The following is a 16,440-nucleotide window of genomic DNA, read 5'->3' as shown; positions in this document are numbered from 1 at the left end:
TTAGAATTATATGGTCACTAATCAATTACCCTTTTGTGTACTATTTTAATTAGAAGGTAGATAAAATGTTTTTTTAAGCAGATGTTCTCCGTTTTAGGCTGAATTCTAAATATCGGAATCCTCCATTTTCAATATACTGCTGCTATTCACAGGCAACGCTTTTATTTTCTTTATACTGCTTTGTTTATTGATAAAATCATCAATCGCTACAGCCAGGGATTTTGCGAGAGATTTTTTATAGTCCGCATCCCGCAGCCGCTGTGCGTCTTTTGTTTCTGTAATGAAACTGATTTCAGCCAAAGCACGGGCTGTCTTAGGAAAATGATAGGCAGGATTGAGTACACCCAGCTGCAGTTCTTTCACTCCCCTGTTTTTGTATTTTGTGGTCTGTACCAGTCTTTGCTGTACGGAAGAGGCCAGCAATGAAGAATTACTGTCAGCACCGGGATAGATGAACGTTTCCGTGCCCTGTGTGGTGGTATCTGTCCAGCCGTTAAAATGCAGGGAAAGGAAAACGTCTGCTTTCATGGTCAGGGCGAGATTTGCTCTGTCTTTAAGGGATAAATTCCGGTCTGTGTCTCTGGTGAGATAAACTTGGTGAGATTTTGATTTCAATTCAGTATTGAGGAGAAGACCAATCTCAAGAGTTAAGTTTTTTTCAAGGTCTCCCAGTGCGGAAACCGCGTGATTACCATCGGAGCCGCCAACATTTCCCATGCCGCCATGCCCCGGATCTATTACAATGATTCCGGTTTTCATGTTATTAAGTTTTTCATAAAGTTAATGAAATCACTCAGCATTATATGCATAAATTATATCAAATATTCTTTTACAAAAAGAAAGACACGGTTTATTTTCATACCGGATACCCGAAATTCTGATCAGGCAAAGGAATTGTTTTAAATATCAGTGTTATTTACCGCAACACTTCCCTGCTCATTTTCCAAAAGGTATTTATCTCATCGAAATCACCTTCGATACCAAAGAAAAAATCACCAGGAGAATTATTAAAAAGTAACTGTTTTTTACTCCAAATGAATACGAAGAATCCGTCTCACAACCAGGTAAGACGGATTTTTCATTTATTTAAAGGTAATTTTAGGCTAAAACTAATGTTTCCTTTATTATGATCCTGCCACATACACCGGCGCACCTCCCAGCCAGGTTTCCAGAACCGGGATATTTCTCATCTTCATATATTGTGAGGATTGAGTTGTTAATGACAGCGGATCTTTTTCCAATATTACAAAATCAGCAAAGTATCCTGCATCTAACGAACCTGCCCATTCATCTGCATAGCACTGCCACGCAGCATCATAGGTAACTGCAATTAATGCCTGTTCCGGGGTAATACATTCCGGAGCATTCAATACTTCAATACTTCCAGTATTCTCTTCCATAATTCTGGTAATAGACTGTTCCATCATTCTCAAAGGACCCAGCGGACTTACCTCATTGTCGCTGTGAAGGGTAATCCTCATGCCTGCTGCCAGAGATGAACCGCAAAGATCGAGCATTTGAGCCTTATCCTTAAATATCACTTCATTAAAAGCATAACCCCAATATCCCACGTGTCCGATAAGAAAACTTGGGGAAACACCCATTTGCAGCATGGATGTAATCTGATCCGGTGTCAGAAGAGAACAGTGTTCTATACGGTTTCGAAGCTCAGGGCCTCTGTATTGGGCAAGTGCGCTTTGATAAGCCTCTATGGCAAACGTGACCGCCTGATCACCGTTGGCATGGATCATCAGAGGCCAGCCTTTACCGGCCACGACTGTATTGATTAGTGTATCATACAATGGCGGAATTGTGTCTGCGGGAATTCCTTTTTCCGGAAAATTAAAGATTCCTGTATTATTGGCAGGATCACAACAGTAAGGGGCACTCTGATAACCGGTCAGTCCCTGGTTTGAGCCATCCGACACCACTTTAACATGTCCGTAATAGACCGGTTTGTAAGTGGTTGGCAGCGGATACGTACCTAGACCATCAACAGCAGCCTGATCTGCACAAAGCAGTGCTCCTCCGATGCGCACCAATTCCGGATTTCCCTGTACATAGGAAGTCAATACTGTTTCAAAGTTATCGTTCAGTCCGGCATCGTACATAAAAGTGACTCCTCTTGAATTAGCCAGTTTAAAAAGACTCGTGAGATAAGCATCCATATTTTTGGCCATAGCAACGACCTGTGCCTGGATCACTTCCAGTGCCGGTGTCATTTGTTTGCTTTCCTGAAGCTGCCCCTGTGTCTGCTTTACATATTCATCCGGTGTTACATAATGATCCTGTACATATTTGCTATTCTTAAATACATATTGTAAAGCACTGGTGTTTAAATAAAGCGTATGCATAGAGGCACTTAGCAGCATCATCGGATCTTTATTAATTTGATCGAGCACCGTATTGGTAATGGTCTGCAGTTCGTTTACGCCACTATCAGGGACAAAAGGCATCAGCGAAGGATCTAATCCTTTCCCTAAAATAACATATCCGGGAGTTGTGGGAAGGTTACCGTTTATGGTTGTTCCGATAGACTCCAAATCATATTTTGCCAGCAAATCCTGACCATTAAAAGGACTTACATCTATCCATTCAGCCATCATAGCTGCGGGAACGATATGAACGTGTGGCTCGATCAGGCCTGGGAGCAAGGTTTGTCCGTCAGTTAATTCTTTGGTTTGATAACCCGGATAATTATCATTCATAAAAGCAGTAACTGTTTCTTTTTCACCGGCTATAACAACATTTCCATCAGCTATGCCGATAGCTTCAACCTTTTCCGTTGATCCGCCGATCATAGGACGGATAATACCACCGCTGATCATAAGCGTTTGTGGTGATGGCTGAGTGGTGGTTTGACCCGGCGCGGGTTTCATTCTGTCCAGATTTTCGGAACTAAAAAGTTCTTCTTTCAGAATTTCTAAAATTGGGTTGTTGCAGCCGCACTGCGTACAGCCGTGAACATGAGTGTGTGGTTTTTCCATGGTATTAGTTTTGGTTTGGTATTTATTTGTTGGTGGTGATTGTACAGGTATAACAAAGCACGCCTGATAGAGGTGAGGCTTAGGTTAACATTGAAATCAGCTGGATTATGGGTAAGGCATTCCCACTATGTACATATTGGAATATATATAGTTTTCATTGGATTTTCAGGTATTAGTTTATGTACTAAAAATATGAAAAAAAGTATTATGTTTTAATTTTTATCACATAATGTTGATTATTAATTTTAATTAAAATATTAATTCACAATATGTTTACATTTAAAATAATAATTTATTGTTTTTGATCACTTAAAATATCCCACTACTACGGGATTTTTTCATTCTCTTCTGAAAAGATTTCAAAAGAGAATGAAAAATTTGATTAACGAATAAAATCCAGGAGATTAAGAGGATCTAACAATAACTTCGAGTTCTCGTCTTTATTTTAACTCTATTTCATACTTTTCTTCATCTGAAGTCAGATTAAATACAACTGTAAAGAGTTTCATCATCAGTTTCCAAAGTTCACAAAATGAGGAATATCTGTTGCGAAGCTGTTCATTGGTAAAATATTATTCCGGTTGCTGTTAAAATCAAAAACTGAATTATTATCAAAAGGAACTCTTGGATAATACGTGAACGAAATTTGAATCCTGTTGAAAACCAAAAACGGATTATTGATCAAAACACCCACTCCTATTTTTGTGTTCGCCGTGGTTTTAAGCAATCTTTCATCAGGCATTCCCAACCAGCCAACTGCGGCAGTTAAGTACGGACTGAAGTGGAAATTCTTCCATGTTTTATTGACAAAAAGCTGAAGCTGATATCTTAAAACCAATTTTTTGGTTCCGATAAAATCTGAATTGTAAACCGGGAATTCGTCTGCAGCGGAAAGATTAATCCTGTCTTTGTAAGAATAATTATGCTGAGGATTTCCCAGTGCTAAAGTTGGGGAAAAGAAATGTCTTGCTTTGGCAAATTTCCAGTCCATGAGATTGGTAAAATACGTTCCATCCAAACGGAAAGACTCCCGATTTTGGCTGTCTTCATTAAAAAACCGTCCAAACTCAGCTTTCACATTGAAATAACCGATCTTTATAAACTTACCATACGATGCAGAAACTCCCGCATAAGGCCTTACGTTATTACTTCTTGATAAAGCTCCGGCGGTCAGATTTACGGTATTTCCATATGCAACATCCTCAGGCAAATCATATTGAAAAATATTCTTCTGAACCGAGAAATTTCTGCGGATAAATCCTACAGACATCAAAAAACTGCTGTATGAACTAAAATACTGATACTGGTCGATACCGGGACTGTCTTTGTACTGATAATTCTGGACTCTTCCTATCAGGGCAATATTACTGTTGACTCTTTCCTTAGAATCAGAGGAGACAGGAATCTGATAACCACCCCATAAATCCTGGCTGTATACCTTGATTTGCACTTCCGGAAATTTGGTATCTGTAGCGGTCGGAAGGGCTACATTTCGCATGAAATATTCAAAAGTAAAGCCTCCAGCCCATTTCGTCAGCGGTGAGAAAAAATCTCTTCTGACATTGAAATTGATTCTTTCATTTCTCAAAAAATCCCTTTCTCCCAGGATCTGAGCATTGATGAAAGAACCCCAGAGGTTGTATGCGGTGTAGCTTCCTAACAGATAATCCTGCTTTTCTTTGGAATCGTTTCTGTACAATACATTCAATTCGTGCCCTAAACCCAACATATTTTCTTCGGTAACGCCCAAACCAATTTTACTTCCTGAATAACTGACTCTTGGCTTTAGACTCCAGGAATCAAGAACTTTGACCACAACATCAATAGAATCTTTGCTTGATGTACTATCGGAAACACTGATATTAACCCTGTTGATAAAAGGCATTGTTCTAAGCAAACGCTCAGATTCATAGAGTTTCTGGGCATTATATTCTTCACCTTCCTTAAAAAGCAAATAATTATTAACCGTATTATCTCTTGTATTGGCATGAAGATGATTGGTAAACCAGTCATACCACTTGGTTTTTTCTTTTTTCTCTTTCGAACCGTATCCAAAAGGGTCAATGGTTTCTATCCGGATATTTCTGATGTGTTTTCCGTTATGAGTCTCCTGCAATAATTTCTCCGTGGTTGTTCTAACCGATGCCGAATCCGCCTGCCTTCTAAATATAAAACGGTGAATGAATTTGGTGACTTTCGTTTTATCTGAAAAGTTCTCTATTTTATAATAAAGCGAATCCTTTTTCTCCTGCGCATTCAGAAGGGAAAAGCCACATAAAAGGAAAATTGAAACTGCAAGTAGTTTATTCGTCATAATCAAAGAATTCGATAAAGCTTGTGATATCAATTTACAAGCCAATAGAAGCAAAAAACGAGGTTTTAACGTAAAAAATAAACGAGGTACCACACGGGAAATGATATTTTACACACCTGCATTGCAATAAAATGGCTAAGTTAAATATCAAACCCTGTTATAAAAGAGCAATATAAACAACAAAACCCCTATAAAAAGGGGTTTAAGTGAGCAAAAGTTTTTAAATTCGATACAAAAACTTCATTCCTCAAAAGATCGTGGCTTATTTTACCCGAGCATAAAGCTTTTTTCTTTTCAGAAAATCAATCAGTTCTTTAGGGCGGTCGGTCTGAATCGTATTGATATTATTTTTTACAAACCATTCGTAAGCATCAGGGTTTTCAAGGACGAGATCATCATTGTGTCCTGCACTTTGCTGTGCCCATAGAGAATTCACCCAAATTCGGGCTCCGCTTTTCTGAATGTCCTTAAAATTGATCATATGGCTTTCATCCATACCTAAAGTCAGTTCAAAACCATAGACTTTATAATGGTTCAGATAGTCATTTATTTTTGGCCAGCCTTCATTGTTAGCCAGTCGGACAATCGGCATATAATGGATTTCATTTTTAATAGCCCCGTATTTCCTGTTGAATTCTTCGTAGGTTGCGGTCCCTTTAAAAAGAACTTCATCAAAAAGGTTTCTTTTCTTTAAAACAGGATAAACGAGATTAAAATAATCAAACGCTTTATCCAGATTGATGAATACTTTTCCCTGTGTTGTATCCAATATTTCTTCAAGGGTAGGAATCCGCATTTGTGTAGGAACGCCCAACCCATCTCTCAGGTAGAATTTTTTAATTTCTTCCAGTGTATAATCGGAAGGGTTTCCTTTTCCTGTCGTCGTCCTGTCAATGGTATTGTCATGCATCAAAACGAGTACACTGTCCTTGGTCAGGGCCAAATCTATTTCCACCATATTGACACCTTTTTCAATCGCTTTTTTTACGGCCATGACAGAGTTTTCCGGAGCTTCCCTCCAATCTGCCCGGTGCGCAACCACCATTATTTTATCATGAGGAAATTTTGAAAGAGAAATAGGATTCTGCCCCAGAACCATTCCTGAGATGAACAACATTGCATAAATGAACGTTCTAGTTTTCATACTTTAAATTTTTTGATTTTAAATACCTGATCAGCTCCTGCGGTCTGTCGGTTTGAATAATATGAGCTCCTTTTCGGATCATCCAGCCCCAGTTTTCGTCGGGATTATCTATTGCTTTATCATCATCGTGTCCTGCACATAATTCCGGCCACAAGGCATTGATCCAGATCATCGCATGGGCGTCGCGGATCAGCTTTAACAATTCATCCGCTTTTGGGGTATCATCTTTGATAATCACTTCATACGCCACAGGACTGAATATTTTAGAAAAATCCCTGATGTATTCTGCGGGATTAAGGACCTCATCCCGTTTATAAATACTGTAATCTTCCGGCCAAACCATAGGCATATAGATGATGTGATCCAGTTTCTGTCCGACTTCTTTTTTTAATTCCGAAGCTTTTTTATTTCCTTTCAGAATAATCTGTTCCGTGGTTCCTGTTTTCTCGGTAAGCAGTCTAACCTGCTCAATAAAGTCCCATCCTTTATCCAGATTCAACATGATTCTTTTGTCTTTAACGAAATTCAATACTTCTTCAAGCGTAGGCACTTTTTCTCTTGTAGGCATCCCGGCTCCGTTTTTAAGAAATAAAGGTTTTATCTCTGCAAGCGAAGTTTCTGAAATTTCTCCCATGCCCGTCGTTGTACGGTCTAATTTCTTGTCGTGCATTACAATCAGTTGGCCGTCTTTTGTTTTCTGCAGGTCTATTTCTACGATGTCAACCCCCAGTTTTATGGCTCCTTCTATGGCTTTTACTGAGTTTTCAGGATAATTCCTCCAATCGCCTCTATGGGCAACGACCAGAATTTTATCTTTTGGAATTCCCTGTTTGAAATAATTGGTTTGCGCGAGGGCTATCTGAGTGATCAGGAATCCCAGCAAGCAGCTTATCTTTTTTATATTTTGGAAAGTATAATGATTCATTTTAATCGTATTTGAAATTAGTATCCAGGATTTTGTTTAATGGCCGGATCAGTATTGATTTGACCCTGAGGAACAGGCATCAGCAGATTGTAGTCTTTAATTACCGCCGTATTGTATCCTGGAGTATTCTGAAAATGAGTGGTCATTACGGATATGGCTTTTCCGGTCCGAACCAGATCAAACCAGCGATGGCCTTCTCCTACGAGTTCTTTTCTTCTTTCCAATGCAACTTCGTCCAGCAACTGCTGTTCTCCGGATAAGTTTACAGAGTTTAATCCCGCTCTGATTTTGATCTTATTTAAATACAAATTAGAATCGGTGAAATTATTTGTTTTTGCATAGCATTCTGCCATTAAAAGAAAGACATCCGCCAGACGCAGCACGACTGTATTACTTCCGCCATCAACGATAGCATCGGATGTTTTGACTAATTTTTTACTGTACGGCACTCCACTTGGAGTCAGGCCTACAAAAGCATTTCTTCTCAAATCTCCCGACGAAAAAACAGCATACACTTCTTTTGTGGGCAGATTATGTCCCTTTGCTCCCGATATAAACCCAGAAGGACTGAACATCTGATACGCCTGGCTTCCTTCCGTATTTCCATTTAAACCCGAAGTAAACTGAACATCAAAAATAATTTCAGCATTGTTTTTATTGGAAGGATCAAATATTTTGGTCACATCCGTTAGCAGACTGTATCCCAATGGCTCTACTTTTTGTAAATAAGGCAAAGCTTCTGAATATCTGTTTCTCGTCATCAGTACTTTTCCCAAGATCCCAAGTGCCGCTCCTTTGGTTACTCTTCCCTTTTGAGAAGCCGTTGCAGGTAACAGATCAATAGATGCCTTAAGTTCGGTTTCAATAAAATCGTAGACAGTTTCTACCGCGGTTCTTCCCTGCCCAAAATATTCATTCACATCTGTCGTTTCTTTGGTTACCAGTGGAACATCACCGAAGATCCTTACCAAATTGAAATACATTAACGCTCTTAAAAATTTCATTTCCCCGGTTCTGGTATTTTTCAGCGTTTGATCCATACTTATCCCTCCTATTCGGTTCAAAACAATATTAGCCTGCTGTATCCCTACATAATGATCTTTCCAGGTACTTCCGAGCAGGGAATTATTAGGCTGAATAGTGAAAAAATCAAACTCGCCGTAGGTAAAACTGTCATTGGCAGGAACCTCATCAAAGGTATTATCGGATGGAATTTCCCCAATAGCCGGCATAGCCAGTTGGTACTGACCATTGTATTGCAGCGATGCATATACTGCATTCACACCCTGCTCAAGTTGGGCTTCATCTTTATAAAAATTGGCGGTTACTTTTGTACTTTCCGGTGAAGTATTCAACAGATCTGAAGAGCACGACTGCCATAAAAACAATCCTATTAATGGTATATATATTCTTTTCATTTTTTTAAATTTATTCATTGAAACATGGATTAAAATTTCATATTCATCCCAAAAGAATAGACTTTTGCAATCGGATAATAGCCGCTGTCATAGCCCTGAGTCAGGATGCTGTCTGAATTGGCATCCAGATTCTGTCCCCGGTAGGATGTAAATGTTAAAAGGTTATTCCCCACAAAATACAGTTGTATAGATTTCACTTTTAATTTGGACACCAGTTGCTCCGGAAGATTATACGCCAGCTTTACAGAACGTAAGCGTACATAGTCTCCGTTTTTAAAGAAAATATTGGATGTTCTTGCTTCCTTTCTGTTATTGGAAAAGTTCATATTCGGCATTGCGTAGATTCCATTGGGATTGGTTACAGGATTGTATCTGTTATCAAAATAATACTGTGACGGAACTCCAAATCCTTCTCCGGATTCTGAAATGCTTACCATATCTCCGTTATATATTTTCCTGCCCAGTTCGCTGTATAAAGTGAAATTCAGTTCAAAATTTTTATACCTGAAAGAATTGGTCAGTCCTAATACATATTTGGGAATTCCGGAACCAAAGCTTTTTTTATCGTTCGTATCAATCTTCCCGTCTTTATTCAGATCTTCCATGATATAGTCTCCTACCATAGTTCCGGAAATATGTGGTGAGTTATCAATTTCAGCCTGGGATTTATACACTCCCAAAATATTGTAGCCGTACATTTCAGCGATGGACTCTCCTACTTTTGTAATGGCAAAATTATTGGCTCCTGCTACGATCTGAGTTTGTCCGCCGGCCAGAGCCAGTACTTTATTTTTATTCATTGAAAAGCTCAGATTACTTGAATATTCAAAGCTTTCGCCTATATGAAGAGGCTTTAAGGATAGCTGTATTTCCAGTCCATTATTTCTCAGCTTTCCAATATTCTGTAACGATGTGCTGTATCCGGACTGCTGTGGAACCGGAACATCCAGTAATAATCCGTCTCTGTTCAGCACGTAATAATCTGCCGACACATTGAGGTATTTGTTAAAAAGCCCGAAATCAATTCCAAAGTTTTTAGATTCAGATTTTTCCCACGAAATATTGGGATTGGGAGCGGTGGAAGAACGGTAACCCGGTGCCAGAATTCCGCCAAACACATAGTTTTCCTGAGCCATCAGTGAAAGAGCCCCAAAATTCGGAATCTGATTGTTTCCATTGCTTCCTACACTGAATCTGAATTTCAGCGGATCCAGAATATTGTTTTTAGGGAAGAAATTTTCTTTACTTACTGTCCAGCCCAGTGAAACGGCATAGAAATCTCCCCATTTTGTATTAACTCCGAAACGCGAAGAACCGTCTCTTCTGTAAGATGCCATAAGGCTGTATTTCCCCTGATAAGAATAGTTGAACCTTGAAAAATAAGAAATAAGGGTCCATTTATACTGATCTGCATCTACTTTAAAAGAAGTTCCACCGCCGATATTCGTGATGCTGTTATCCGGAAATCCAGCGGCCAGAGTAGTCACCTTATTGGATTCCTCCTGCTGATAAGACTGTCCCGCAATTACATTGAAGGAGTGATCACCGATCTTTTTATCATAAGTCAGCAGGTTTTCGATCAGATAATTTTTGGTAATGTATTCTGTCCTGCTTGCCGTGGTTACATCCGGAGCAGCCGTTCTGTAGCTCCCAACCGTTGAAGGATCAAAGAAATTGTATTCATAGCTTGTATAATCTCCACCTGCAGAAATTTTGTATTTAAAATCTTTCAGAAAATTCCATTCTCCGAATATATTCCCGAATGTTTTGAATAATGAATACCTTCTTTTGGTCATTTCCGCTATAGCTACAGGGTTTTCCACCAAAGCACCGTCCGTAGGTGTATTGGCCTTTATCTGTTGCGAAATAAGCAGGTTTCCGTTGGCATCCCGGGGCGCAAAGAAAGGATACATCGTTGTTGCCATCTGAAGAAGGTTGTAGGTACGTCCTCCATTCACCATATCAAAAAGACTTCCCTGAGCAAAAGATGGGGTCATGGAAACACCGAACTTCAGTTTATCCGTCATTTGGGTCATGAGGTTGATATTCCCGGAATATTTTTCGTAGTCTGTTCCGATGAGTATTCCTTTCTGATTCAGGTAACTTCCGGTAAAGGAGTACTTCGTTTTATCATTTCCGCCCAGTACATTCAATGAGGTATTACTCATTGGTGCAGGTTTCAAAACGGTTGAGTACCAATCCGTGTCTGTCAGGCCTTTTTCTTTGTTTAAATATGGGGTAAGATAACCGGGGATCAGTTCTCTTAAAGTGGCTCCTTTGGAAACCCTTGTGGCAGTATCATCAGCTGCACTTCTGTTGGCTCCTTTCGAAAGATAGTTGTTGTCTCTGGCTTCTTTCATAAAAGTTGCCATATCATAGGCATTAACAAACTTCTCGTTGTCGCTTCTGGTTTGAATTCCGTAGTAAGAATCCAGTGTATATTCCAGTTTTCCTTTTTTGCCTTCTTTGGTTTGAATAAGAACTACGCCATTGGCCCCTCTGGAACCATAAATGGCTGTAGAGGCTGCATCCTTCAGAATATCAATGGTGGCAATGGAATTGGGATCAATAGAATTCAGATTCGTCCCTTCTGTTAATGGAAATCCATCCACAACGATTAAGGGATTGGCACCCGCCGTCAGGGTCCCGATTCCCCGAATTCTGATATTCGGTGATGCTCCGGGATTGGCATTGGACTGGGTGATCTGAATTCCTGTTGCTTTTCCCGCAATCATATCCCCAAAGTTGCCGGAAGCCACTCCTTTCAGGTCCTTTTCTCCTATAGAAGCAATAGATCCGGAAATATCCTTTTTATTTTGCTTTCCATATCCAATCAATACGACCTCTTCTATCTTTTTTTCCTGGTCAGGAATCGTATCGTTTTTTGAAATGCGGATTTTATCCGTTTTGTTTTGTGTCACAGGTTTAGCAGAGGTTCTTCTGACCGTAACGACCCTGTTCTGAATGCTGAACTCTACCGGATAGTTTTTCTGTAAATAATCCAGTGTTGTCTGTAAGGAAGTGTAATCGATCTTTCGGTCATCTACCAAAATATCTTCCAGATCGGAAACGGAATAGAATACCTGTGTTTTGGTTGTTTTGCTGAGCTTTTCCAGGACTTTCGTGATGGGCAGTTCAGCTGCAGTACAGGAAGAATGTAAGAAAGGAGGTATTCCGTGGGCATAAGATAATTGTGATGTGCACAAAAATCCCAGCACGGCAATACTAATTGCTGTTTTTTTCATAAATTCGCAAATGTTAATTTTTAAACTTTTACCGGTTTTTAAATTGAATAATCAGCATCGATACGCCAATATCGGTGCTTTTCTATTTTAATATAATCTCTTTGTCATTGATTTTTTCAGGTTTAAGATTGAACGGGAAGCTGATGACAGAAAGTACTTCATTTAAGTTTCCTGTGAATGCTCCGCTTACTTTTTTATGTTTAAACTGAGAAGGATATGATATGCTGATGTTATAGGTGCTTTCCAGCTGCTCTACTGCTTCAGAATAGGCTGAATGGTCAAACGTAAAGTGCTTTTGTTTATCAGGATGGTAATAGTGATAATCCTTTTTCTGTGCATCATTGATCCAGATTTCTTCAGGCAAGAGATACGTGATGGTGCTTCCGTGGGCAATTTTCACTTTTCCTTCAAACAGTTCCACTTTTTTTTGTGCTGATTTCTGATCTAAAAAAAACTGCGTTCCCAAAACCTGAACATCAAACTCTCCGGCATTAATTCTAAAAGGTTTCTTCTTATCCTTCGCTACATTGAACCTTCCCTGTCCCGTAAAAACCATTTTCCGGTCTTTTTCACCAAAATCTTTATCTAAAACAAGTTTACTGTAAGGGTTCAGTTCTACTTTACTTCCGTCCGGCAGTTCAAACAACTTTCCACTTGCTGAAGTTTCATAGACATACTTTGTTGCCATTTCATTGGCTGAAAACTGACCGGTTGTTTTAAAAACGATAAAAAGGACAAAGAAAGGAACCAGCACAGCGGCGGCCCAATAGAATTTTTTGACGGAGTTTTTCCTTTCAATCTTCGCTTCAATTCCTGTCCAGATCTTACGGTCCGTGAGATCATCCATTGTATCCTGCGTTTCGGAAGCTGATTTCCAGTTTTTTTCAAATTCTTCTTCTAAACTCATGGGATATCTATTCTCGTTGGTAAAGGTTATTTAATAGTAAATACGCAGGAATAGAAAATCGTAAACCTCATTTTTTGAGATTTAACAAATAGTTCATATTAGAGGAAAAAATTAGTGGAGATTAATTTTCAAAAAGCTGATCGCTTTATTGATATGTTTTCCAATGGCGACTTTGGAAATTTTATTTTCTTTAGCTAGATGGGAATAGCTGAGCTTTTCAATTTTGTGCTGAATAAACAGTTCTTTGGTTTTCTGAGGTAGTTTGTCCAACAGGATTTCAATTTTAGATATCTGTTCTTCCATAAATACTTCCTCCAAAACCTCATCTTCAGTTTCCGGAATCTCGTTTTGATCGGAAGAAATGAACACCATTTTATTTTTACGGTAGAAATTGGCGACTTCCTGTTTACTCGTTTTGAAAATAATAGCTTCTATTGCGGAAGAATCTGTTGCTTTGTCCATATGTTTCCAGACATGCACAAATATATCCTGCATAATATCTTCTACATCCTCATCTCTCTGGACGTATTTTCTTACGAAGAAATAAACTTTATGTTTATATTCAGAATATATATTTTTGAATTGCGCCATTGTGCGTCCTATAAAAATAGCACCCCAAAAGTATCCATAATAAATTCATCCTGGATTAATACTATATTAATTTTCAAAAGCTTTATGAAATACCTGCAAATTCAGTATCTCTTACTTTTCACTTTTGCTTCTTTAATTTATTTATGCTTTTTATCCAATTGATGGCATCCTTCATAGGTTCTTCAGAACTTGAAAATGCGGTATTGTGTCCCAAGCCTGGAAACAGTTTATATTCGTAATGTTTTCCTTTAGATTTCAATTGATTAAGATGTTCTATGGATAGATTCACCGGAACCTGAATGTCTTTACCACCAAAAATCCAGATCCCCGGAATTGATAATTTAGAGAGAATATTATTGGGATTGGTGTCCACAAACTCATATTTGTCCGGGTCATTGAATACATGTTTTCTTGCCTCTTCTTCTGAGTGCGTATCCCAGAAATTTTTATCTCCATTAGTATAAAACTGGAATCTCAACTGTTCTTTGACCGTTATCAGTGCTCCGCTAAATATAGTCATAAATTTGACTTTCTTATTTTTCTCTGCTGCCATGGGAATGATCCAGCCAGCCTGGCTGCCTCCTATTAAACCAATCGGTATTTTATTATTGGATAAAGATTTTGATAAAATATTGACAGCAGCACTCACATCTAAAGACAAAAGAGTCAGGTTGGAGAAATCTACATTGTTGGTTCCTACTTCAGGTCCCGCATATACACCGGCAGATGCTCCGACTCCGCGTTTATCATACGTTAAAACGGCAATTCCGTTATTGGCCAAGGTAGTTGCCCATTGTATCATTCTTTTTTCCTGCCCGGATCCATGAACAATCACGACGGCTGCCTGTATATGGTCTGGCATAAAAACAGTTCCGGCCAGTGAATCTCCGTTGCTGACAAATTTTATTTCCTTAGTTGTAAAGCTTGGTGGAATTGCTGATGCATAGCTGGTGACAAATAAGAACAGCATTAGAAGAGAATATCTGAATACTTTTTTTGCTTTTAAAATTTCTTTAACAATGGTCAGTTTATTTTTATTTTTCATTTTTATTAATTAATCAGGTCTTCCAATACCTTGTTTATAATCGATTCTTCAGCACATATTAAATCCTTGCAATACTACACAAAAAACAGATACTTGGATTAATGTATTCACTTTTTATTTGTTAATTCTTTTAAAATTGGATTAACCGGAACAGGTTTGAATGAGAATATGGTAAAGGAAAACAAGTACATCATTTCAGAGACTATTCATCTATTTAACAACAGAATGAGATCATCTGTTACATGTAGCTTGATCAATGAGAAAAAGTAATGACTAAAAAAACAAAAAACAACCTGCTGTAAAAGCAAGTTGTTTATTTAATATTGTGACCACGGAGGGATTCGAACCCCCAACCCTCAGAGCCGAAATCTGATATTCTATCCAGTTGAACTACGCAGCCTGTTTCATAAGCAGTGAATAAGAAGCAATGAATACTTCCAATTCAACTGTTGCTATGATTTAAGACTGCGAAAATACTGTTTTTTTTACAATTTATAAAGCCTGCAAAAGTTTAATTCTAAAAATTATTTCAGGACTGCAGAATGATCTGTTGAAAGTAATATCCTAACAAAAGAAACAGGCTCGGGACAAACAATTAAAGGTCAGATCTTTAAAAACAAAATATGTAACATTCAAAAAAAACTTCAGACCTATACGGGAAACATAAGATACATTTCACAGATTAAAAATTATGAGAAATAAAATATTGTCAGCCCTTTTATTTTTCTGGACAGTCGCACTTTTTGCTCAGAATAAGGTCGTTAATGATGAGTATGCTAAAGCAAAAGAAATCGTTAGAGATCTCGATTCTATTGTTTCACCCAATGGGATTCAGGAAAGCTACCCGGTTACTATAGGAAATATAAAACAGCAGGTCTACGTAAGAGGCCAGAATAAAGAAAACCCGGTTATTCTGTTCGTACATGGTGGCCCTGCATCGCCTATGAGCCCGGTTATGTGGATGTTTCAGAGGCCTGTTGAAGAATATTTCACAGTGGTCAACTATGATCAGAGAGCAGCAGGAAAGACCTATGCGATTAATGATACCGTTAATTTAGGGAAAACCATACACATTGATCAGTATGTAAAAGATGTTATTGAACTGGCGGAGTATATTGAGAAAAAATATAAGAAGAAAAAAGTGATATTGATGGGACACAGCTGGGGAACTGTCGTTTCTATGAATGCAGCCCTGAAAAGACCAGATCTGTTCTACTCCTATGTCGGCATCGGACAAATCATCAATACAAAAGATAATGAACGTTTAAGCGTAGAGTACGCCATGAAAGAAGCCATCCGCTTAAAAAATGATACAGCGATCAAAGAGCTGAAATCCATTGCCCCATATCCCGGAAATCAGCCGGTAACAAGAGAAAGAATTATCATCGCAAGAAAATGGCCGCAATATTATGGCGGACTTACTGCATTCAGGAATGATTCAAGGTATTATTTCCAGGCGCCTCTCCTTTTCTCTGAGTATTCGGAAAAGGATCTTGATGCCCTTGGTGCAGGAAGTCTTTTTACCTTGAAAAGACTTTTACCTGAGTTTTTGAATGTTGATTTTAAAGGCATAAAAAGCTTTCCGATTCCAGTCTTCATGTTCATGGGCCGCCATGATTACACCACACCTTCTGAACCTACTGACACCTGGCTCCGAAATGTAAAAGCACCGGCCAAAAAAGGAATCTGGTTCGAGAATTCAGCCCATCTGATTCCCTGGGAAGAGCCCGGAAAAATGCTGGTTACCTTATTGAATGATGTCCTGCCAACGGTCACAGACAAAAAATAAACCCCAACAGTCATAAAAAACAAAAAGCCTTACATTTTAAAATGTAAGGCTTTTTATATTGAATATATCTTTAAA

11 protein-coding genes and 1 tRNA gene are annotated in these 16,440 nt (G+C 38.6%); 1 reads left to right on the top strand and 11 read right to left on the bottom strand.

Annotated features, from left to right (window positions below; translation table 11 throughout):
- Window positions 1-105 precede the first annotated feature (105 nt).
- From BUA72_RS07755 to BUA72_RS07705, 11 genes are all read right to left on the bottom strand, one after another.
- Window positions 106-759, bottom strand: a complete 654-nt coding sequence (locus BUA72_RS07755) for an N-acetylmuramoyl-L-alanine amidase (protein ID WP_072922421.1) — start codon at window positions 757-759, stop codon at window positions 106-108.
- A 365-nt stretch (window positions 760-1,124) separates the two neighbouring features.
- A complete protein-coding gene (locus BUA72_RS07750) occupies window positions 1,125-2,987 on the bottom strand; it encodes an amidohydrolase (protein ID WP_072922420.1) in 1,863 nt (620 codons plus the stop codon).
- A gap of 511 nt (window positions 2,988-3,498) precedes the next feature.
- The gene (locus BUA72_RS07745; protein WP_072922419.1) at window positions 3,499-5,301 is read right to left on the bottom strand and encodes a POTRA domain-containing protein; all 1,803 of its coding nucleotides are present in this window, start codon (window positions 5,299-5,301) and stop codon (window positions 3,499-3,501) included.
- A gap of 262 nt (window positions 5,302-5,563) precedes the next feature.
- Window positions 5,564-6,445: a glycerophosphodiester phosphodiesterase family protein gene (locus BUA72_RS07740; RefSeq protein ID WP_072922418.1), complete on the bottom strand. Its 882-nt coding sequence runs from the start codon at window positions 6,443-6,445 to the stop codon at window positions 5,564-5,566.
- Window positions 6,435-7,370, bottom strand: a complete 936-nt coding sequence (locus BUA72_RS07735; protein ID WP_072922417.1) for a glycerophosphodiester phosphodiesterase family protein — start codon at window positions 7,368-7,370, stop codon at window positions 6,435-6,437. Before BUA72_RS07735 ends, BUA72_RS07740 begins: the two co-directional genes overlap by 11 nt.
- A 17-nt stretch (window positions 7,371-7,387) precedes the next feature.
- The gene (locus tag BUA72_RS07730; protein WP_072922526.1) at window positions 7,388-8,788 is read right to left on the bottom strand and encodes a RagB/SusD family nutrient uptake outer membrane protein; all 1,401 of its coding nucleotides are present in this window, start codon (window positions 8,786-8,788) and stop codon (window positions 7,388-7,390) included.
- 29 nt (window positions 8,789-8,817) lie between these two features.
- Window positions 8,818-12,033, bottom strand: a complete 3,216-nt coding sequence (locus BUA72_RS07725) for a SusC/RagA family TonB-linked outer membrane protein (protein WP_072922416.1) — start codon at window positions 12,031-12,033, stop codon at window positions 8,818-8,820.
- 82 nt (window positions 12,034-12,115) lie between these two features.
- The gene (locus tag BUA72_RS07720) at window positions 12,116-12,940 is read right to left on the bottom strand and encodes a FecR family protein (RefSeq protein WP_072922415.1); all 825 of its coding nucleotides are present in this window, start codon (window positions 12,938-12,940) and stop codon (window positions 12,116-12,118) included.
- 111 nt (window positions 12,941-13,051) lie between these two features.
- Window positions 13,052-13,531, bottom strand: coding sequence for an RNA polymerase sigma factor (locus BUA72_RS07715; RefSeq protein WP_072922414.1), 480 nt, complete (start codon window positions 13,529-13,531; stop codon window positions 13,052-13,054).
- Window positions 13,532-13,649: 118 nt separating this feature from the next.
- Window positions 13,650-14,576, bottom strand: coding sequence for an alpha/beta hydrolase family protein (locus tag BUA72_RS07710; protein ID WP_083544139.1), 927 nt, complete (start codon window positions 14,574-14,576; stop codon window positions 13,650-13,652).
- A 326-nt stretch (window positions 14,577-14,902) separates the two neighbouring features.
- Window positions 14,903-14,976 (bottom strand) — tRNA-Arg (locus BUA72_RS07705).
- A 291-nt stretch (window positions 14,977-15,267) separates the two neighbouring features.
- On the opposite strand from BUA72_RS07705, the gene BUA72_RS07700 reads away from it, so the two are divergent.
- Window positions 15,268-16,365, top strand: coding sequence for an alpha/beta hydrolase (locus BUA72_RS07700; protein ID WP_072922413.1), 1,098 nt, complete (start codon window positions 15,268-15,270; stop codon window positions 16,363-16,365).
- Window positions 16,366-16,440 lie beyond the last annotated feature (75 nt).

This window comes from Chryseobacterium sp. OV279 (assembly GCF_900128945.1).
Classification (GTDB): domain Bacteria; phylum Bacteroidota; class Bacteroidia; order Flavobacteriales; family Weeksellaceae; genus Chryseobacterium.
The sequence above is the reverse complement of the archived record's forward strand: the minus strand, read 5'-3'. Positions and strand labels throughout refer to the sequence as shown.